At 54.0% G+C, this 19,278-nt stretch carries 22 protein-coding genes and 2 pseudogenes; 11 read left to right on the top strand and 13 right to left on the bottom strand.

Annotated features, from left to right (window positions below):
* Positions 1 to 428: 428 nt before the first annotated feature.
* Positions 429 to 650 carry a MarC family protein gene (locus LRS40_RS17065; protein WP_370649917.1) on the top strand — a complete coding sequence of 74 codons (222 nt, stop codon included), beginning with the start codon at positions 429 to 431 and terminating at the stop codon, positions 648 to 650.
* A 10-nt stretch (positions 651 to 660) separates the two neighbouring features.
* On the opposite strand, the gene LRS40_RS17070 is transcribed toward LRS40_RS17065, so the two are convergent.
* Positions 661 to 1,358 (bottom strand): IS1 family transposase gene (locus LRS40_RS17070; RefSeq protein ID WP_223216367.1). Its coding sequence is split into 2 segments (ribosomal slippage): positions 661 to 1,109 and positions 1,109 to 1,358, totalling 699 coding nucleotides; the frame shifts between segments, so codons are not numbered across the junction.
* Between the two features lie 50 nt (positions 1,359 to 1,408).
* On the opposite strand from LRS40_RS17070, the pseudogene LRS40_RS17075 reads away from it, so the two are divergent.
* From LRS40_RS17075 to oppF, 6 genes and pseudogenes are all read left to right on the top strand, one after another.
* Positions 1,409 to 1,852: pseudogene (locus LRS40_RS17075) on the top strand (YchE family NAAT transporter); the annotation flags it as partial.
* Between the two features lie 773 nt (positions 1,853 to 2,625).
* Positions 2,626 to 4,257, top strand: coding sequence for an oligopeptide ABC transporter substrate-binding protein OppA (oppA, locus tag LRS40_RS17080; RefSeq protein ID WP_231312154.1), 1,632 nt, complete (start codon positions 2,626 to 2,628; stop codon positions 4,255 to 4,257).
* Positions 4,258 to 4,342: 85 nt separating this feature from the next.
* A complete protein-coding gene (gene oppB, locus LRS40_RS17085) occupies positions 4,343 to 5,263 on the top strand; it encodes an oligopeptide ABC transporter permease OppB (protein WP_032611266.1) in 921 nt (306 codons plus the stop codon).
* Positions 5,264 to 5,277: 14 nt separating this feature from the next.
* Entirely contained in the window at positions 5,278 to 6,186 is a 909-nt protein-coding gene (oppC, locus tag LRS40_RS17090; protein ID WP_231312155.1) for an oligopeptide ABC transporter permease OppC, read from the top strand.
* 11 nt (positions 6,187 to 6,197) lie between these two features.
* Positions 6,198 to 7,211, top strand: coding sequence for an ABC transporter ATP-binding protein (locus LRS40_RS17095; protein ID WP_142489829.1), 1,014 nt, complete (start codon positions 6,198 to 6,200; stop codon positions 7,209 to 7,211).
* Positions 7,208 to 8,212: a murein tripeptide/oligopeptide ABC transporter ATP-binding protein OppF gene (gene oppF / locus LRS40_RS17100; RefSeq protein WP_231312156.1), complete on the top strand. Its 1,005-nt coding sequence runs from the start codon at positions 7,208 to 7,210 to the stop codon at positions 8,210 to 8,212. The genes LRS40_RS17095 and oppF overlap by 4 nt, the downstream gene beginning before the upstream one ends.
* 59 nt (positions 8,213 to 8,271) lie before the next feature.
* Here the strand turns inward: oppF and LRS40_RS17105 are convergent, their stop codons facing one another.
* Positions 8,272 to 8,601 carry an HI1450 family dsDNA-mimic protein gene (locus LRS40_RS17105; RefSeq protein ID WP_142489827.1) on the bottom strand — a complete coding sequence of 110 codons (330 nt, stop codon included), beginning with the start codon at positions 8,599 to 8,601 and terminating at the stop codon, positions 8,272 to 8,274.
* 37 nt (positions 8,602 to 8,638) lie between these two features.
* A complete protein-coding gene (gene cls, locus LRS40_RS17110; protein WP_142489826.1) occupies positions 8,639 to 10,099 on the bottom strand; it encodes a cardiolipin synthase in 1,461 nt (486 codons plus the stop codon).
* A 142-nt stretch (positions 10,100 to 10,241) separates the two neighbouring features.
* Here cls and LRS40_RS17115 point away from each other — a divergent pair, with 142 nt between their 5' ends.
* Both LRS40_RS17115 and leuE read left to right on the top strand, forming a co-directional pair.
* On the top strand, positions 10,242 to 10,415 hold the full coding sequence (locus LRS40_RS17115; protein ID WP_098946243.1) for a YciY family protein: 174 nt from the start codon (positions 10,242 to 10,244) through the stop codon (positions 10,413 to 10,415).
* A gap of 70 nt (positions 10,416 to 10,485) precedes the next feature.
* On the top strand, positions 10,486 to 11,121 hold the full coding sequence (gene leuE / locus LRS40_RS17120; protein WP_231312157.1) for a leucine efflux protein LeuE: 636 nt from the start codon (positions 10,486 to 10,488) through the stop codon (positions 11,119 to 11,121).
* Positions 11,122 to 11,156: 35 nt separating this feature from the next.
* On the opposite strand, the gene LRS40_RS17125 is transcribed toward leuE, so the two are convergent.
* Complete coding sequence (locus LRS40_RS17125) at positions 11,157 to 11,453, bottom strand: YciI family protein (protein ID WP_032611245.1); 297 nt, start codon at positions 11,451 to 11,453, stop codon at positions 11,157 to 11,159.
* Positions 11,454 to 11,674: 221 nt separating this feature from the next.
* Here LRS40_RS17125 and tonB point away from each other — a divergent pair, with 221 nt between their 5' ends.
* Positions 11,675 to 12,406 (top strand): TonB system transport protein TonB, encoded by a 732-nt coding sequence (gene tonB / locus LRS40_RS17130; protein WP_231313906.1) that lies wholly within the window; start codon positions 11,675 to 11,677, stop codon positions 12,404 to 12,406.
* A gap of 42 nt (positions 12,407 to 12,448) precedes the next feature.
* Here tonB and yciA read toward each other — a convergent pair whose 3' ends face one another.
* The 4 genes and pseudogenes from yciA to LRS40_RS17150 form a co-directional block, all read right to left on the bottom strand.
* Positions 12,449 to 12,844, bottom strand: a complete 396-nt coding sequence (gene yciA, locus LRS40_RS17135; RefSeq protein WP_142489824.1) for an acyl-CoA thioester hydrolase YciA — start codon at positions 12,842 to 12,844, stop codon at positions 12,449 to 12,451.
* 104 nt (positions 12,845 to 12,948) lie between these two features.
* Entirely contained in the window at positions 12,949 to 13,488 is a 540-nt protein-coding gene (locus tag LRS40_RS17140) for a septation protein A (RefSeq protein WP_142489823.1), read from the bottom strand.
* Positions 13,489 to 13,544: 56 nt separating this feature from the next.
* Positions 13,545 to 14,288 carry a YciC family protein gene (locus LRS40_RS17145; RefSeq protein WP_142489822.1) on the bottom strand — a complete coding sequence of 248 codons (744 nt, stop codon included), beginning with the start codon at positions 14,286 to 14,288 and terminating at the stop codon, positions 13,545 to 13,547.
* A 25-nt stretch (positions 14,289 to 14,313) separates the two neighbouring features.
* Positions 14,314 to 14,403, bottom strand: a pseudogene (locus LRS40_RS17150) (YkgJ family cysteine cluster protein); the annotation flags it as partial.
* A 225-nt stretch (positions 14,404 to 14,628) separates the two neighbouring features.
* Between LRS40_RS17150 and ompW the strand changes: the two are divergent.
* The gene (gene ompW, locus LRS40_RS17155) at positions 14,629 to 15,261 is read left to right on the top strand and encodes an outer membrane protein OmpW (RefSeq protein WP_156263967.1); all 633 of its coding nucleotides are present in this window, start codon (positions 14,629 to 14,631) and stop codon (positions 15,259 to 15,261) included.
* Positions 15,262 to 15,292: 31 nt separating this feature from the next.
* Here the strand turns inward: ompW and LRS40_RS17160 are convergent, their stop codons facing one another.
* The 5 genes from LRS40_RS17160 to trpB all read right to left on the bottom strand — a co-directional run bounded on the left by LRS40_RS17160 (position 15,293) and on the right by trpB (position 19,272).
* Positions 15,293 to 15,565 (bottom strand): YqjD family protein, encoded by a 273-nt coding sequence (locus LRS40_RS17160; protein WP_103179906.1) that lies wholly within the window; start codon positions 15,563 to 15,565, stop codon positions 15,293 to 15,295.
* Positions 15,566 to 15,671: 106 nt separating this feature from the next.
* Complete coding sequence (gene yedF, locus LRS40_RS17165) at positions 15,672 to 15,905, bottom strand: sulfurtransferase-like selenium metabolism protein YedF (protein ID WP_039030671.1); 234 nt, start codon at positions 15,903 to 15,905, stop codon at positions 15,672 to 15,674.
* A complete protein-coding gene (yedE, locus tag LRS40_RS17170; RefSeq protein WP_231312158.1) occupies positions 15,902 to 17,113 on the bottom strand; it encodes a selenium metabolism membrane protein YedE/FdhT in 1,212 nt (403 codons plus the stop codon). Before yedE ends, yedF begins: the two co-directional genes overlap by 4 nt.
* A gap of 156 nt (positions 17,114 to 17,269) precedes the next feature.
* Positions 17,270 to 18,079 carry a tryptophan synthase subunit alpha gene (gene trpA, locus LRS40_RS17175; protein ID WP_142489819.1) on the bottom strand — a complete coding sequence of 270 codons (810 nt, stop codon included), beginning with the start codon at positions 18,077 to 18,079 and terminating at the stop codon, positions 17,270 to 17,272.
* Positions 18,079 to 19,272 (bottom strand): tryptophan synthase subunit beta, encoded by a 1,194-nt coding sequence (gene trpB / locus LRS40_RS17180; RefSeq protein WP_231312159.1) that lies wholly within the window; start codon positions 19,270 to 19,272, stop codon positions 18,079 to 18,081. Before trpB ends, trpA begins: the two co-directional genes overlap by 1 nt.
* Positions 19,273 to 19,278 lie beyond the last annotated feature (6 nt).

Raw genomic sequence — 19,278 nt, forward strand, 5'->3', positions numbered from 1 at the left:
ACGAAAACAGTATAGTCAGCGCCTTTGCCACTTGCTTAACTTACATAAAAACAAGGTGTTAACGTTTTTATCGTTCCCCTGATTTACTAAAAGAGCCTCCCATCAGTAGCCTACGTTCAGATACTGAATCTCCGTGGTGGCGTAATCAAGATTACTCACTTCTGAGTACGGAAAACATGATCTGTATCAATTTATCCATAAGCTGATACCTTTCAGCAGGGGTATTTTGGGGCGTTTTATCAGATGTTAAATAATTGCAAAAGCAATTGAACCACAGGAATGCATTTAGTACACAAATATTTTACAGCGTCAAACCACTATAATTCGCAATATTGTGATGAAGTGCATGCGCAAAAAGCGTATCTTCTGCGCGGTTATTGGTGTTGCCACCTCTTTATCTTGAGTCTTGCTTATCAGCGGAGCTAACTGTGAGCCTATCGCTCTTTGATTTTCCTACCTATTTTAAGTTTTTTATCGGTCTGTTCGCGCTGGTTAACCCGGTGGGCATTATTCCTGTATTTATCAGTATGACCAGCTACCAGACCGCGCTTGCCAGAAATAAGACCAACCTGACGGCAAACCTGTCGGTTGCGATCATCCTGCTGACCTCTCTTTATCTTGGCGACTCTATATTGCAGATTTTTGGGTAATGACTCCAACTTACTGATAGTGTTTTATGTTCAGATAATGCCCGATGACCTTGTCATGCAGCTCCACCGATTTTGAGAACGACAGTGACTTCCGTCCCAGCCTTGCCAGATGTTGTCTCAGATTCAGGTTATGCCGCTCAATTCGCTGAGTGTAACGCTTGCTGATTACGTGCAGCTTTCCCTTCAGGCGGGATTCATACAGCGGCCAGCCATCCGTCATCCATACCACGACCTCAAAGGCCGACAGCAGGCTCAGAAGACGCTCCAGTGTGGCCAGAGTGCGTTCACCGAAGACGTGCGCCACAACCGTCCTCCGTATCCTGTCATACGCGTAAAACAGCCAGCGCTGACGTGATTTAGCACCGACGTAGCCCCACTGTTCGTCCATTTCAGCGCAGACAATCACATCACTGCCCGGCTGTATGCGCGAGGTTACCGACTGCGGCCTGAGTTTTTTAAGTGACGTAAAATCGTGTTGAGGCCAACGCCCATAATGCGGGCGGTTGCCCGGCATCCAACACCATTCATGGCCATATCAATGATTTTCTGGTGTGTACCGGGCTGAGAGGCGGTGTAAGTGAACTGTAGCTGCCATGTTTTACGGCAGTGAGAGCAGAGATAGCGCTGATGTCCGGCAGTACTTTTACCGTTACGCACCACGCCTTCAGTAGCTGAGCAGGAGGGACAACTGATGGAGATGGAAGCCACGGGAGCACCTCAAAAACACCATCGTACACTAAATCAGTAAGTTGGCACCATTACCGATTTTTGGCATCTCTATTGATTCGTTCCGGATTGCCGGCGGGATCCTGGTGGTGACCATCGCGATGTCGATGATCAGCGGCAAATTGGGTGAAGACAAACAAAACAAACAAGAAAAATCAGAGACTGCTATCCGCGAAAGTATTGGCGTGGTGCCGCTGGCGTTGCCCTTAATGGCGGGGCCGGGTGCCATCAGTTCCACCATCGTCTGGGGAACGCGCTACCACAATCTAATGCATCTGATTGGCTTCTCGATTGCCATTGCGCTGTTTGCGTTCTGCTGTTGGGGCGTATTCCGTATTGCCCCCTGGCTGGTGCGGCTGCTTGGTCAGACCGGCATTAACGTTATCACCCGTATTATGGGTCTTCTGCTGATGGCGCTGGGGATTGAATTTATTGTTACCGGGCTGAAATCAATATTTCCGGGCTTATTGAGTTAACCATTTCAAATGAAAGCGCGGCGCCAGTGGCGCCGTTTTTTTTGTCATTATCAGCAAATCATATAATGAAAGTTGAAAATCGCTTTAACTATAATAAATTTTACTAATAATTTTGTTTTGTTAACTATCAACCACTTGTCTCCCACCCCGACCCTGTACTGGTCACATTCCGCGCAATAAGACTGTTATTTTACTCACACGATACTCTGGGGCTTGCTGCGGGATAACTGAGATGATATTAGTAATTTGATGAATGAATTAGATGAATGTGCTAAATAATAGACAGTTGTTAATTTTTTGTACAAACAACACCTCGTCTTCAGCACTGCGACGCCACCGTCGAGCACACTTTCTACATCCCATTGAAAAGCGAAGGTTTTCTGGGCTTTTGATGCGCGGCAGGGTAGCCCACAACTTAACGGTAACTTCCGTAAAAGAGAATTGGTTAACAAATTTGCAAAATGTATTGGCACCCGGGAAAGCCATTTGGTACTTTCCGGCCTTATATTTTCCGCAGAAATCTTTTAGATGAGAATCTTTTTCATTAACGATTCTGATCTAAAAGAATTAAGACAGGCCTCGACAGGGGAGGCCTGTTAAGAATCGACGCAAGGCGGCCAGACGAGCCGTTAGTAATAGTAAAGTCGGTGATAGCGAGAAGTAAAAACGCCTGACAGCAGCATAAACTCCTACGTTGTCAGGGAACCCCAAAAAAGGGGAATTAAACAGGCTGGTAAAAAACCAGTAATTATAAAGAGTGGAGTATCAACACAATGTCCAACATCACAAAAAAAAGTCTGGTCGCGGCGGGGATCTTAACTGCGCTAATCGCGGGCAACGTTGCAATGGCTGCTGACGTACCTGCTGGGGTTCAGCTGGCGGAAAAGCAAACGCTGGTGCGTAACAACGGTGCTGAGGTTCAGTCTCTGGATCCGCACAAAATTGAAGGTGTACCGGAGTCTAACATTAACCGCGATCTGTTCGAAGGTCTGCTGGTTACTGACGTAGACGGTCACCCGGTTGCCGGGGTTGCTGAAAAATGGGAAAACAAAGACTTTAAAGTCTGGACCTTCCACCTGCGCAAAGACGCAAAATGGTCTGACGGTTCTCCGGTTACCGCACAAGATTTCGTTTATAGCTGGCAGCGCCTGGCGGATCCAAATACCGCCTCTCCGTATGCGAGCTATCTGCAGTATGGCCATATCGCCAATATCGATGACATCATCACCGGCAAAAAACCGATTACCGACCTCGGCGTAAAAGCGATCGATGACAATACCTTCGAAGTGACCCTGAGCGAGCCAGTCCCGTATTTCTACAAACTGCTGGTTCACCCGTCCGTTTCCCCTGTTCCAAAAGCAGCGGTTGAAAAATTCGGCGAGAAGTGGACCCAGCCTGCCAATATCGTTACCAACGGCGCCTACAAGCTGAAAGCCTGGGTTGTTAACGAACGTATCGACCTGGAGCGGAATACCAATTACTGGGATAACGCGAAAACCGTTATCAATCAGGTCACCTACCTGCCAATCTCTTCTGAAGTGACTGACGTTAACCGCTACCGCAGCGGTGAAATCGACATGACCTATAACAACATGCCGATCGAACTGTTCCAAAAGCTGAAAAAAGAGATCCCGGCTGAAGTTCACGTTGACCCGTATCTGTGTACCTATTACTACGAAATCAACAACCAGAAAGCGCCATTCACCGACGTTCGCGTGCGTACCGCGCTTAAGCTGGCACTGGATCGCGATATCATCGTGAATAAAGTGAAAAACCAGGGCGACCTGCCGGCTTATAGCTACACCCCGCCGTATACCGATGGCGCGAAGCTGACCGAGCCAGAATGGTTCAAAATGACCCAGGAACAGCGTAATGCTGAAGCGAAGAAACTGCTGGCCGAAGCCGGTTATACCTCTGACAAGCCGCTGACCTTTAGCCTGCTGTACAACACCTCCGATCTGCATAAAAAACTGGCTATCGCCGTCTCCTCCATCTGGAAGAAAAACCTGGGTGCGAACGTGAAGCTGGAAAACCAGGAGTGGAAAACCTTCCTGGACAGCCGTCATCAGGGCACCTTTGATGTGGCGCGTGCAGGCTGGTGTGCGGACTATAACGAACCAACCTCCTTCCTGAACACCATGCTGAGCGACAGCTCGAACAACACCGCGCACTATAAGAGCGCAGAGTTCGATAAGCTGATCGGCGATACCCTGAAAGTCACTGACGAAGCGCAGCGCGCTGAGCTGTATTCGAAAGCAGAACAGCAGCTTGATAAAGACTCTGCGATCGTGCCGGTTTACTACTACGTGAACGCCCGTCTGGTGAAACCGTGGGTAGGTGGTTATACCGGTAAAGACCCGATGGATAATATCTACGTTAAAAACTTGTATATCATCAAGCATTAATGGCAATGAGTGGGGCGGGCGATGCCTGCCCCACGGTGTCTACTCATCGTAATACTATATAGGCACACGCCAGAAGGTATGGGCAATGTTGAAATTTATCCTACGTCGCTGTCTTGAAGCGATCCCAACGCTTTTTATTCTCATAACGATCTCCTTCTTTATGATGCGTCTCGCGCCGGGCAGTCCATTTACCGGTGAACGTACGCTGCCGCCTGAAGTCATGGCGAATATCGAAGCGAAATACCATTTAAACGATCCGATCTCCACCCAGTATTTCAATTATCTGAAGCAGCTGGCGCACGGCGATTTTGGACCGTCATTTAAATATAAAGACTATTCCGTAAACGATCTGGTGGCGTCCAGCTTCCCCGTTTCGGCTAAATTAGGCGCCGCGGCATTTTTACTGGCCGTTATTCTTGGCGTCACGGCGGGCGTGATTGCCGCGCTGAATCAAAATACCAAATGGGACTACGCCGTAATGGGGGTGGCAATGACCGGGGTCGTCATACCGAGTTTTGTCGTCGCACCCTTGCTGGTCATGATATTCGCTATCACCCTTAAATGGTTGCCCGGCGGCGGCTGGAATGGCGGGGCGCTGCAGTACATGATTCTGCCGATGGTGGCGCTGTCACTGGCCTATATTGCCAGCATTGCGCGTATTACCCGTGGTTCGATGATTGAAGTGCTGCACTCCAACTTCATCCGTACCGCACGCGCGAAAGGGCTGCCAATGCGCCGGATTATTTTCCGTCATGCGTTGAAACCTGCGTTATTGCCGGTTCTCTCTTATTTAGGCCCAGCGTTCGTCGGTATCATTACCGGTTCAATGGTTATCGAGACCATCTATGGTCTGCCTGGTATCGGCCAGCTGTTCGTTAACGGCGCCCTTAACCGCGACTACTCTCTGGTATTGAGTCTGACCATCCTCGTCGGTGCGCTGACCATTTTCTTTAACGCGATTGTTGATGTGCTGTATGCCGTCATCGATCCGAAAATCCGCTACTGACACTGGAGCTCGCCATGATGTTAAGTAAGAAAAATAGCGAGGCGCTGGAAAACTTCAGTGAAAAACTGGAAGTCGAAGGACGCAGTCTCTGGCAGGATGCCCGCCGTCGCTTTATGCACAACCGCGCGGCGGTTGCCAGCCTGATTGTGCTGGTGATTATCGCCCTGTTTATGACCTTAGCGCCGATGCTGTCGCAGTTCACCTACTTCGATACCGACTGGGGCATGATGTCCAGCGCACCGGATAGCGAATCGGGCCACTACTTCGGCACCGACTCCTCCGGGCGTGACCTGCTGGTCCGTGTGGCCATCGGCGGGCGTATCTCGCTGATGGTGGGGATTGCCGCGGCCTTCGTGGCGGTGATTCTGGGTACCCTGTACGGATCGCTGTCCGGCTATCTCGGCGGTAAAGTCGATTCGGTGATGATGCGTATCCTTGAGATCCTCAACTCCTTCCCGTTCATGTTCTTCGTGATCCTGCTGGTGACCTTCTTCGGTCAGAACATCCTGCTGATCTTCGTTGCTATCGGTATGGTCTCCTGGCTGGACATGGCACGTATCGTGCGCGGCCAGACCCTGAGCCTGAAGCGCAAAGAGTTTATCGAAGCGGCGCAGGTGGGTGGGGTCTCTACCGGCAATATCGTGGTCCGTCATATCGTCCCGAACGTGCTGGGCGTGGTGGTGGTGTATGCCTCCCTGCTGGTGCCGAGCATGATCCTGTTTGAGTCCTTCCTCAGCTTCCTTGGTCTGGGTACTCAGGAGCCGCTGAGCAGCTGGGGTGCATTGCTCAGCGATGGCGCGAACTCGATGGAAGTATCACCGTGGCTGCTGCTGTTCCCGGCAGGTTTCCTGGTCGTGACACTGTTTTGTTTCAACTTTATCGGCGATGGCCTGCGTGATGCCCTCGATCCGAAAGACCGTTAAGGAGCGCCGCCATGACCATTATTGAAACGGCATCTGCGCCACAAACCCAACAGCAGGGCAATGCGCTGCTGGATGTGAAAGATCTGCGCGTCACCTTTAAAACGCCGGATGGCGATGTCACCGCGGTAAACGATCTCAACTTCAGCCTGCGGGCGGGTGAGACGCTGGGGATCGTGGGTGAATCCGGTTCCGGTAAATCCCAGACGGCCTTCGCGCTGATGGGGCTACTGGCGCAAAATGGCGTCATCGGGGGGTCTGCCACCTTTAACGGCAAACAGATCCTCAACCTGCCGGAAAACGAGCTGAACAAGCTGCGCGCCGAGCAGATCTCGATGATTTTCCAGGATCCGATGACCTCCCTGAACCCGTACATGCGGGTGGGCGAGCAGCTGATGGAAGTGCTGATGCTGCATAAAGGGCTGGGCAAAGCCGAAGCCTTTGAAGAGTCGGTGAAAATGCTGGATGCGGTGAAAATGCCTGAAGCGCGTAAGCGTATGCGCATGTTCCCGCATGAGTTTTCCGGCGGGATGCGCCAGCGTGTGATGATCGCCATGGCCCTGCTGTGCCGGCCAAAACTGCTGATTGCCGATGAACCGACCACCGCGCTGGACGTGACCGTTCAGGCGCAGATCATGACCCTGCTGAACGAGCTGAAGCGCGAGTTCAATACGGCGATCATCATGATTACCCACGATCTGGGCGTGGTCGCCGGGATCTGCGACAAAGTGCTGGTGATGTATGCCGGTCGCACCATGGAGTACGGCAAAGCGCGGGATGTGTTCTACAACCCGGCACACCCGTACTCTATCGGCCTGCTGAACGCCGTTCCGCGTCTCGATGCGGAAGGGGAGTCACTGCTGACTATTCCGGGCAACCCGCCAAACCTGCTGCGTCTGCCGAAAGGCTGTCCGTTCCAGCCGCGTTGTCCGCACGCGATGGAGATCTGCAACAGCGCGCCACCGCTGGAAGAGTTTGCCCCAGGCCGTCTGCGTGCCTGCTTTAAGCCGTACGAGGAGCTGGTATGACTGTCATTGACGAAAAACGTAATGTCCTGCTCGAAATCGCGGATCTGAAAGTCCACTTTGATATCAAGGATGGCAAGCAGTGGTTCTGGCAGCTAGCCAAAACCCTGAAAGCGGTGGATGGTGTCACCCTGCGTCTGTATGAAGGGGAGACCCTGGGCGTGGTGGGTGAATCGGGCTGCGGCAAATCTACCTTCGCGCGCGCGATTATTGGTCTGGTTAAAGCGACGGACGGCAAGGTGGCCTGGCTGGGCAAAGATCTGCTGGGGATGAAACCTGAAGAGTGGCGCGCCGTGCGTAGCGACATTCAGATGATTTTCCAGGATCCGCTGGCATCCCTGAACCCGCGTATGACCATCGGGGAGATCATCGCCGAGCCGCTGCGCACCTATCATCCGAAAATGCCACGTACTGAAGTGCGTGACCGCGTCAAAGCGATGATGATGAAAGTGGGCCTGCTGCCGAACCTTATCAACCGCTATCCGCACGAGTTCTCAGGCGGTCAGTGTCAGCGTATCGGGATTGCCCGCGCGCTGATCCTCGAGCCGAAACTGATTATCTGTGACGAACCGGTTTCGGCGCTGGACGTGTCGATCCAGGCGCAGGTGGTTAACCTGCTGCAAAAACTGCAGCGTGAGATGGGCCTGTCGCTGATCTTTATCGCCCACGATCTGGCGGTGGTGAAGCACATCTCCGATCGCGTGCTGGTGATGTACCTGGGTCATGCGGTAGAGCTGGGCACCTACGATGAGGTCTACCACAACCCGCTGCACCCTTATACCAAAGCCCTGATGTCTGCGGTGCCGGTCCCGGATCCGGATCTGGAGAAGAATAAAACTATTCAGCTTCTGGAAGGGGAACTGCCGTCGCCGATCAATCCGCCATCGGGCTGTGTGTTCCGTACCCGCTGCCCGATTGCCGGGCCGGAGTGCGCGAAAACACGTCCGGTGCTCGAAGGCAGCTTCCGCCATGCGGTTTCGTGCCTGAAGGTCGACCCGCTCTGAGTGGATAACAGGTATTAAAAAAGGCTGCATTCGCAGCCTTTTTTTATTCGCGCCAGATTTTATTCACGCCAGAGTATGTGGCACAGCTTATGGTCTTTCTCGCGGCACAGCAGAACGCGGGCAAAGATGTCGTTAATCTCACCGCCATCTTCATCAGCCAGGCCAATCACCACCTCAGCGAAGAAGTCCGGGTTCAGGTCATAATCGACGTGCTCTTCCCAGTCTTCAGACGGGTCGAACAGCTCTGCGCCGCCGCGCTCTTCAAACTGTAGATTGAAGAGGATCACATCTGCCGGGTCGAGATTATCGACGGCCAGTTCAAGAAAGATATCGTAGGCCTGCTCAAGCGTTTCGTCTTCGGTCAGGCGATTGTTCAGATCCATTTCCATGATGACTACCTGTTTAACATCGTTGGTTGGGCACGTTTTACAGCAACGGACTAAAGAAGTAAAACAGTCGTTCGGTAATTCGCTGCCACAGCGGTCTTTTCACCCACAAACGCGCGTCCAGCAAGCGGGAGCGGGAGATATAGTCGTCCTGGACGGCGGCCAAATCGCCGCCAAAACCGGCGTCATCGATCACCAGGGTGATCTCAAAATTGAGCCACAGGCTGCGCATGTCCAGGTTAACCGTGCCCACCAGGCTAAGTTCGCCATCCACCAGCACGCTTTTAGTGTGCAGCAGGCCACCTTCGAACTGGTAAATCTTCACCCCGGCGGCCAGCAGTTCGCTAAAGAAGGCCCGGCTGGCCCAGCCCACCAGCACCGAATCGTTCTTGCGCGGCAGGATGATGCTGACGTCGACTCCACGCTGGGCGGCGGTACAGATGGCGTGCAGCAGATCGTCGCTCGGCACGAAGTAGGGGGTGGTCATGATCAGGTATTCGCGGGCGGAATAGGCCGCAGTCAGCAGCGCCTGATGAATGAGATCTTCCGGGAAGCCCGGGCCGGAGGCAATGGTATGGATGGTATGCCCGCTGGCCTGCTCAAACGGCATGATGTTGGCATCCGGGGGCGGAGGCAGAATGCGTTTGCCGGTTTCGATCTCCCAGTCGCAGGAGTAGACAACCCCCATCGCGGTGGCGACCGGGCCCTCCATACGCGCCATCAGATCCACCCACTGGCCCACGCCGGCATCCTGTTTAAAGAAGCGAGGGTCAACCATATTCATGCTGCCGGTATAGGCGATGTAGTTGTCGATCAGCACCATTTTGCGGTGCTGGCGCAGGTCCATCCGGCGCAGGAACACACGCAGCAGATTGACCTTCAACGCCTCAACCACCTCCACCCCGGCATTGCGCATCATCGACGCCCAGTTGCTGCGGAAAAACGTCACGCTGCCGGCGGAGTCGAGCATCAGACGGCAGTGAATGCCCCGGCGCGCGGCGGCCATCAGGGATTCCGCAACCTGGTCGGCCATGCCACCCGGCTGCCAGATATAAAACACCATCTCAATGTTATGCCGCGCCAGCTGAATATCGCGGATCAAAGCATGCATAACGTCATCGGAGGTGGTCATCAGCTGCAGCTGATTGCCCTTGACCCCGGCAATGCCCTGGCGGCGCTCGCAGAGCTGAAACAGGGAGGCGGCGACGTCGCTGTTCTCTTCGGCAAAGATATGTTTGCAGGATTTCAGGTCGTTAAGCCATTTTGCCGTTGAGGGCCACATGGCGCGGGCGCGTTCCGCCCGGCGTTTACCGAGGTGCAGCTCGCCAAAGGATAAATACGCAATAATACCAACCAGCGGGAGGATAAAAATAATCAACAGCCATGCCATGGCGGAGGGGACGGCTCTGCGCTTCATCAGGATGCGTAATGTTACACCTGCGATAATCAGCCAGTACCCCAGAATGAGCAGCCAACTCACCACGGTGTAGAAGGTTGTCATAATAAAAAATCCTTTTGAAAGCGTATTGTTAAGAGTTTACGCGTCAGGATTTTTCTGGCAAATAAAAACGGCAGATAAAAGCGCTGGTTTGCCGCAGGCAAGGGTCTATAATGAGCGCTCTGTTTTGGGAAGAGTTGTTAACATGAAGCGCAGTAGAACAGAAGTAGGGCGCTGGCGCATGTTGCGACAGACAGGTCGTCGCAAAGCGCGTTGGCTGGAAGCACAATCCCGCCGTAATATGCGTATCCACGCCATCAGAAAATGCAGTATGAACCGTCATCGCAATGCGTTGCTGTTCGCCGTTCAGGATTACTGAACGACACAAGGGCACCCTCTGAGGTGCCCGATGTTTTTTAAAGATTCGCTATTTCGAAAAGGAGGATGAAGTGTTTGCGGATTTTGGTGTGCTTAATTTCTGGACCTACGTTGTTGGAGCCATTTTTATCGTTCTGGTTCCGGGCCCAAATACCTTATTCGTCTTAAAAACCGGTATTGGTCACGGCGTGAAAAAGGGCTATCTGGCCGCCAGCGGCGTGTTTATCGGCGATGCGGTGCTGATGTTCCTGGCATGGGCCGGGGTTGCTGCACTGATCCAGACCACCCCGGTACTGTTTAATGTCGTGCGCTATCTCGGGGCGTTCTATCTGTTATGGCTGGGCGGCAAGATGCTCTGGTCGGTGATGCGGCATAAACAGCAGGGCGAAGCCGGTGGTATCGAGCCGGCAAAAACCATCATGAAACGCTCGCTGGTGCTAAGTATGACCAACCCGAAAGCGATCCTGTTTTATGTCTCGTTCTTTGTGCAGTTTATTGATGTTCAGGCGAAAAACACCGGTGTCGCCTTTATGATCCTCGCGGTCACGCTGGAGGTCATCAGCTTTATCTACATGAGCTTCCTGATTTTCTCCGGGGCGTTTGTCACCCGCTACCTGAAGACTAAGAAGAAACTGGCGAAGCTGGGGAATGGCTTGATAGGTTTGCTGTTTGTGGGCTTCGCGGCGCGACTGGCGTCGCTGCACTAACGAGAAAAGGCTCCTGATAAGGAGCCTTTTTTATCCTAGAAAACTTTTTTAAACGGCTTCACCACAACGTTATCGTACACCCCAGCGGCCACATACGGATCGTCCTGCGCCCAGGCCTGCGCTGCTTCCAGCGATTCAAACTCGGCAATCACCGTCGAGCCGGTAAAGCCGGCCGCACCCGGATCGTTGCTGTCCACAGCGGGCATCGGCCCTGCGGTGAGTAATCTGCCTTCGTCATGCAGCAGCTGTAAGCGCGCAAGATGGGCAGGGCGCACGGAGAGACGTTTTTCAAGAGAATCAGCAACATCTGCAGCAAAAATCACATAAAGCACGGCGGAGCTCCTAAACCAATAAAAGTGTGAATTACGTTATGTGAAAGTGCAGGGGACTGCAATGCAAAGATAGCGACATTGTTAAAACCCTGCTCACTACGTGCCTTTTTTCGCCAGCTGAACGGTTAATTCGGGCGAAGTTTAACTGGCTTATTGAATATGATTGCTATTTGCATTTAAAATCAGGGCCTGGCTTTTTAACTGAAACGATTATGACTTCAATGACCCTTGAACTCCCTCGCCGCTTTCCCTGGCCGACGCTATTGTCCGTCGGTATTCACGGAGCCGTCGTGGCGGGTCTGCTTTACACATCGGTACATCAGGTTATTGAAATGCCAGCGCCCGCGCAGCCGATTTCTGTGACCATGGTAACACCTGCGGAGCTGGAGCCCGTGCAGGTCGCACCACCACCGGAACCTGTTGCAGAACCCGAGCCGGAACCGGAACCCGAAATCGTTCCTGAACCGCCCAAAGAAGCGCCAGTGGTGATCCATAAGCCGGAACCCAAGCCAAAACCAAAACCAAAACCGAAACCAAAACCGGTGAAAAAGGTGGAAGAGCGTCCGAAGCGTGAAGAGCGCCCGGTTGAACCGCGCACCACCCAGCCGCTGACGAACGCGGCTCCGGCTCGCCCGGTGATGAATTCTTCGCCAGCTACCGCTAAGCCGGTCGCCACGGCCCCTTCCGGCCCGCGTGCGCTGAGCCGTAATCAGCCGGTATATCCGGCGCGGGCGCAGGCGTTACGCATTGAAGGACGCGTTCGCGTGAAGTTTGACGTGACCGCAGACGGGCGGGTGGATAATGTCCAAATCCTTTCCGCACAGCCATCGAATATGTTTGAACGAGATGTGAAAACCGCGATGCGCAAATGGCGCTACGAAACCGGTAAGCCAGGCAGCGGTCTGATCGTGAATATCGTTTTCCGCCTCAACGGCGGGGCACAGATGGAATAAATAAAAAAGCCTCCTGACGGAGGCTTTTTTTTGGCCTGATTGTCAGACCTGCGGCAGAGGGCGCGGTTTCCCGTCGTTATCCACCGCGACATAAATAAACAGCGCTTCGGTCGCTTTATAACGCTGGCCGATAGGCTCAGAAGAGACCTTTTTCACCCACACCTCAATGTTGATCGATACCGAGGTATTCCCACGTTTTACGCAACGCGCGTAACAGCAGACGACATCCCCGACCGCTACAGGGCGCAGAAAAGTCATGCCATCGACCCGGACCGTCACCACGCGGCCATGCGCAATCTCTTTGGCGAGGATCGCCCCACCCATATCCATCTGCGACATCAGCCAGCCGCCAAAAATATCGCCGTTGGCATTGGTGTCGGCGGGCATTGCAAGTGTGCGTAAAACCAGTTCGCCCTGTGGGGCGTTCGTTGTTGTCATTATGGACTCTACTCATTACGGAGGACTTCAGGCGGGATGCTACTATGATTTAAAGCCAGAGAGAACAGAAGAAAACGCCAGGCTGTTAAAGCCTGGCGGGAGGATTACTGCTTGTCGTCCTGCGGCATATGGCGATAGATGTAGATACCGCTCAACAGGGTGAAAATCAGCGTTAAGGCGGTCAGACCAAAGACTTTGAAGTTGACCCAGATATTCTGCGGCAGCCAGAAGGCGATATAGATATTCGCCAGACCGCAGAGAATAAAGAATACCGCCCAGGCGATATTCAGACGCGACCAGACGCTCTGCGGCAGGGCCAGCTCTTTACCCAGCATGCGCTGGATGAGCGGCTTTTTCATCACCCACTGGCTGAACAGCAGGGCACCGGCAAACAGCACGTAGATGACGGTCACTTTCCACTTGATGAACTCATCGTTGTGGAAAAAGACGGTCAACCCGCCGAAAAAGGCCACCAGCACAAAGGTGATCAAGGCCATCTTTTCGACCTTGCGGTAGCGCACCCAGCTGTAGATCAGCACTATCGCGGTGGCGACGATCAGGGCGGTGGTTGCCGCATAGATGTCATACAGCTTGTAGAAGGCAAAAAAGACAACCAGGGGTAAAAAATCAAGAAACTGCTTCATTCTTCGATTCCATCATCTGCGACGGCCCGCGCGTGTTGCCCGGGCCGTCAGAAAAATTACTGGCGAATTAACGTATACAGGCGGAACAAGTAGACGAGCAATACCGCTGAAATCAGGTTGCTCACCGTATTTGCCACTATAGCGCCGACGTTTGGGGTCAGTACGGCCAGGTTCGGGGCAAACAGCAGCAGCAAGGTTTTAGCCAGCAGCCAGCTCATCACCGCCGGAGCAACCAGACGCATATTAGACCATGCCAGACGAATGCTGCTACGCATGGCGACAAAAATGCCCATTCTGTCCTGTACCACCATAATCGGCGCAAAGGCGAGAACAATCGCCAACAGTACCCCCGGCACCACAACCAGCATAATTCCTAATTGCACCAGCATGGTGGTTAAAAAGATCAGGATAAACAGTTTTGGCAGCAGCGGTGCGCTGGCACCAATCGCCCGCAGGGCGCTGACGCGTTGTCCGGCAGAAACCAGCTGGATCATTAAGAGTACGCCACCTGCGAGAATGGCATTGCCAATCAAACCGGAAAAGGTGGTCGCGGCAGAGGCGCGCAACAGGATCTGCTGCTGCTCTGGCGTCATATTCTGCACCATCTCAAACAGCCCGACGCTGCTGGCAATCTGATCGCCCTGACTCAGGCTGGCAATCTGCTCCTCACTCGGCGAAAAGGCGTGACCAAGTACCACCGTGATTAATGCGCACAACAAGGCGATCAGTAAAAAGGTAATGAACTGATTGCGGAAGAAATTCCCCGTGTCACGGTAGACAGACTTCGCCGTGATAGACATGCACTCTCCTTGAGTATTGCAGGTGTTAATTAGCGGGCAATTGTACCCTGGATAACTGCCCGGTGGCAGTATCAAGGCTTGTATGGAAAAGCATATCTTTGTAAAGCGCCCGTAATGCGTCGCTCTAATTTTGCGCGGTTGATATCACGCTGCGCTTTATTCGCCTGAAACGACAAAATTGATCCAGGCGCTAACTACCAATTTTTGCCAGAAGTTGAAAAAATTAATTTAGATCAATGAATGTTAAATCACTGAATCTAATGTGATCTGAGTGAGATCACTTAGTAATCATTTATGGGTATATTCCGTTCTCCAATAAAACCATAACGAGGGAATGGATATGAAAAAAGCAGCGGTGGCAGCACTGATTCTGAGCAGTTTATCCGGCGGCGCAGTTGCCCACGAAGCAGGCGAGTTCTTTTTCCGCCTGGGGTCCGCCACGGTACGTCCGACGGAAGGCTCGGACAATGTTCTGGGTTTGGGCGGCTTTAACGTCAGTAACAATACCCAGGCTGGGATGACCTTTACCTGGATGGCTACCGACAACGTCGGCGTTGAACTGCTGGCGGCGACGCCGTTTCGCCACAAGGTAGGTACAGGCCCAACCGGGAATATCGCCACGGTTCACCACCTGCCGCCCACCCTGATGGCCCAGTGGTATTTCGGCGATGCCGGTAGCAAGGTTCGCCCCTATGTTGGCGCCGGGGTTAACTACACCACCTTCTTTGATGAGAAGTTTAACGACACGGGTAAAGCGGCGGGCCTTTCCGACCTGAGCCTGAAAGACTCATGGGGCGCGGCGGGGCAGGTAGGGTTGGATTACCTCATCAACCGCGACTGGCTGATTAACATGTCGGTCTGGTATATGGACATTGACACCGAAGTGCGCTTTAAGGCGGGCGATCAGCAGCAGAATATCAGCACCCGTCTGGACCCGTGGGTGTTTATGTTCTCGGCGGGATATCGTTTCTGAAGAGAAGAAGGCCCCGCAGGGCCTTCATTATTTATTTACGACCCAGCAACAGGCCGAGGACAATACCCACCGCACCTGCGGCAATGAGGCCGGTAAGGGGATTATTTTTAACCGCGTCGGTAACGTCAGTAACAACGTCACTGGCCTGAGCAGCATATTTACGCCCGGCACCCTTCAACTGATGTTTTGGCGAATCAACGGCCTCGCCAAACTGCTGCTGTGCAGCACCGGCGAATTCATCCAGTTTGTTCTTCGCTTTTTCACCTGCATATTGTGCATCATTATCAAGATTTTGGTCTGACATAACGTTCTCCTTTTGTAGTCAATGTAAAGCATAAACTCCTTGGGGATATCCTGAAGAAAATGGGATTAATACTTAAAAAAAGGGGTGGCCTGTCGCCACCCCCTTATTATTTTTGAATCAAATAACGGATGGTCGGCCCATCCTGTTGAATATCCAGCACCGTATAACCGTGGTTTTTGGCATCCAGTGGAATATTGTTGATGGATTGCGGACAGTCGCTCACCACCTCGAGGATCTCGCCTTTTTTCAGCTGCGGCATCGCTTCAAGGGTAGCTACAGCCGGGTAGGGGCAAGGCTCACCTACCATATCGAGGCGGTAATCGGGAACGATCTCTTTCATGCGGCTTCCTCACGTAATTCAGTTTTCACGGCAGCGCGACGGAAGAAGCGTTTCTCCTGCGCCAGTACCAGTAAAAAGGCGATCAACAGCATCAGATAGGTCACCAGCAACCCGCCGAGCGGACCAAAGGTGTTGAGAAGATTGACCTTGTCCCAGTTGGTCGCCAGCGCTGGCGCAAAATCATCCCAGTAGTAAGCCAGCAGGGTGGAGCCCAGCACGTTACCCAGACCGACCCACCAGTAGTGGACCTGGCCTTCCACCGCGCGGTACATCCAGCCCGTTTCGCAGCCGCCCGCCAGCACGATACCGAAGCCAAACAGCAGCCCGCCGATAATAGCGTTCGGTCCTGCCCACATGATTTTGGGTGCCACGCCCAGCTGAACGTAGCTGAAAATGCCGATGGCGCTTACCGCCATCCCGGCGATGATCGCTTTTGCCATCATCGTGCGTCCGGTTATCCACATGTCGCGAAATGCCGAGGTAAAACAGATCTGTGCCCGCTCAATCAGCAGGCCAAAGCCGACGCCGAAAAGCATCGCCAGCCCGAGTTTGGGCTGATCCAGCGCGGTACAGAGCGCCCAGGCCAGCATGCCGAAGAAGACCAGCATCCCGAGGCGAAAGCGGCGGCGGGCCTGATCCGGCTTCTGCGTCAGCGGCGAAGCGGAACTTACCTTTTGCATTTTGATCGGAATACGGAACAGGGGCAGCAGCGTAAAGCGTGCGCCAAAGTACGAGCCCACGGCGGTGGCCAGGGCAAAGAACCAGGCGTGGAGTGAGAACTGCGGAATGCCGGTGAAAAAGGCGGCCAGATTACAGCCCATCGCCAGTCGCGCGCCAAACCCGGCGATGATACCCCCGACAACCGCCTGGGCGATGCGGATCCGGCTCTGCGGCATGCGCAGTTTCACGTTATTGGCCCACAGCGCCGCGGCAAAACAGCCCCCGAACATGCCAATGATCATCATGCCGTCGATACGGGTGAGCGGGGTCCCTTCAAGGTGAATCAGTTTAAAGTAGCCCCACTCTTCGGTGTGAACCCCCGCCAGCTGCAGGAGCTGACCGCCCCAGCGGGTGAATTCGCCGGTCACGGCCCAGAAGGTGCCGGTGATGCCGAAATAGTAGGTGGAGAGAATACCTGCTGCGATAACCGCAGGAACGGGAGACCAGAACTTAATTAAATAAGCCTGTTTAAAGTGTTGCCACGACATAGATAAGCCTCTGAACTCAGAAGGTTTAAGAAGGAAGAACTACAGGACGGGGGGATAATACGCCGGGAAACACATTTGACCAGCGTTAAATGCACTAAAGCTCGAAGGGATCAATTTACGCAGGATGCCGTCTGGCAAAACCAGACGGCATTACTGTTATTGTGGACGGGTCGCCGCCTTCATGGCGCTGGCGAAGCTTTTCAGCTCGCTCAGCATTTTGTCAGGCGTATTGACGTTGTTCTCGATAATTTTCACGATCGCCGAACCGGAAATCGCACCGGCAGCACCGGCACCCAGCGCCGCAGAGACCTGCTCCGGGGCCGAAATGCCAAAGCCCTGCAGCGGCGGTGCAGCATTATACTCCGCCAGCTTCTCCACCAGATGATGCAGCGGCAGGGCGGCTTTGTTCTCCGCACCCGTCACTCCAGCGCGCGACAGCAGGTAGGTATATCCGCGACCGTGGGAGGCGATCTGGCGCAGCAGTTCGTCGTCGGCGTTCGGCGGGCAGATAAAGATTGGCGCGACGTTATGACGCATCGCCGCCTGGCGGAACGGGGCTGACTCTTCGACCGGCACATCGGCCACCAGCACCGAATCCACCCCCACGCGCGCGCACTCGGCGTAGAACTCGTCGATGCCGCGGTTAAACACCAGGTTGGCGTACATCAGCAGGCCGATGGGAATGGTCGGGTATTTCTGGCGAATCGTCGCCAGCAGCTCAAAGCACTGGGTCGGGGTCACGCCTGCGGCGAAGGCGCGCAGCGTAGCGGCCTGGATGGTCGGGCCATCGGCCAGCGGATCGGAGAAGGGAATGCCCAGCTCCAGCGCATCAGCACCGGCTTCTATCAGGGTGTCGATAATTTTCAGCGACTGCTCAGGAGAGGGATCCCCCAGGGTGACGAAGGGAACAAAGGCGCCTTCCTTGCGGGCTTTCAGCTCAGCAAACACGTTATCGTAACGTTCCATCAAATTTCCCCTCGTGCTTTCAGAATATCGTGAACGGTAAAGATGTCTTTATCACCGCGACCGGAAAGGTTCACCACCAGCAGCTGCTCTTTTTCCGGGTTGTCTTTGATCATTTTCAGGGCATGGGCCAGCGCGTGAGAGGACTCCAGCGCCGGGATAATCCCCTCTTTACGGCACAGGGTTTTGAATGCTTCCAGCGCTTCGTCATCGGTGATCGACACATACTCGGCGCGACCGATGCTGTTCAGGTACGCATGCTGTGGCCCGACGGACGGGAAATCCAGCCCGGCAGAGATGGAGTACGACTCTTCAATCTGCCCTTCGTCGGTCTGCATCATCGGCGCTTTCATGCCGAAATAGATCCCCACGCGGCCATGCTTCAGCGGCGCACCGTGCTCGCCAGTTTCAATCCCATGACCGGCAGGCTCAACGCCAATCAGCCCTACGCTGGTGTCGTCGATGAAATCGGCAAACATACCGATGGCGTTAGAGCCGCCGCCCACGCAGGCGATCACCGCATCCGGCAGACGTCCCTCTTTTTCAAGGATCTGCGCTTTGGTCTCTTCGCCGATCATGCGCTGGAATTCGCGCACGATGGTCGGGAACGGGTGCGGGCCCGCGGCGGTACCCAGCATATAGTGGGCATTTTCATAGTTACCGGACCAGTCGCGCAGCGCCTCGTTACAGGCATCTTTCAGGGTGGCTGAGCCGCTGTGTACCGGGATCACTTCCGCGCCCATCAGACGCATACGGAAGACGTTCGGCGACTGACGCTCAACGTCTTTGGCACCCATGTAGATGCGGCATTTCAGGCCGAGCAGGGCGCTGGCCAACGCTGAGGCCACGCCGTGCTGGCCGGCACCGGTTTCGGCGATAATTTCGGTTTTACCCATCCGTTTTGCCAGCAGTGCCTGACCCAGTACCTGGTTGGTCTTATGCGCACCGCCGTGGAGCAGATCTTCACGCTTCAGATACAGCGTGGTGTTCGTGCCTTCGGTCAGGTTACGGCATTTGGTCAGGGCCGTCGGACGGCCGGCATAGTTTTTCAGCAGGTCGGTAAATTCAGCCTGGAAGAGCGGATCTTTTTGCGCGCTCACGAACGCCTCTTCCAGCTGGCGCAGGGCGGGCATCAGGATCTGCGGCACATACATACCGCCGAATTCGCCAAAGTAAGGGTTTAATAATGTGGTCATTTTCTC

Source organism: Leclercia sp. G3L (assembly GCF_021117075.1).
Classification (GTDB): Bacteria; Pseudomonadota; Gammaproteobacteria; order Enterobacterales; family Enterobacteriaceae; genus Enterobacter; species Enterobacter adecarboxylatus_C.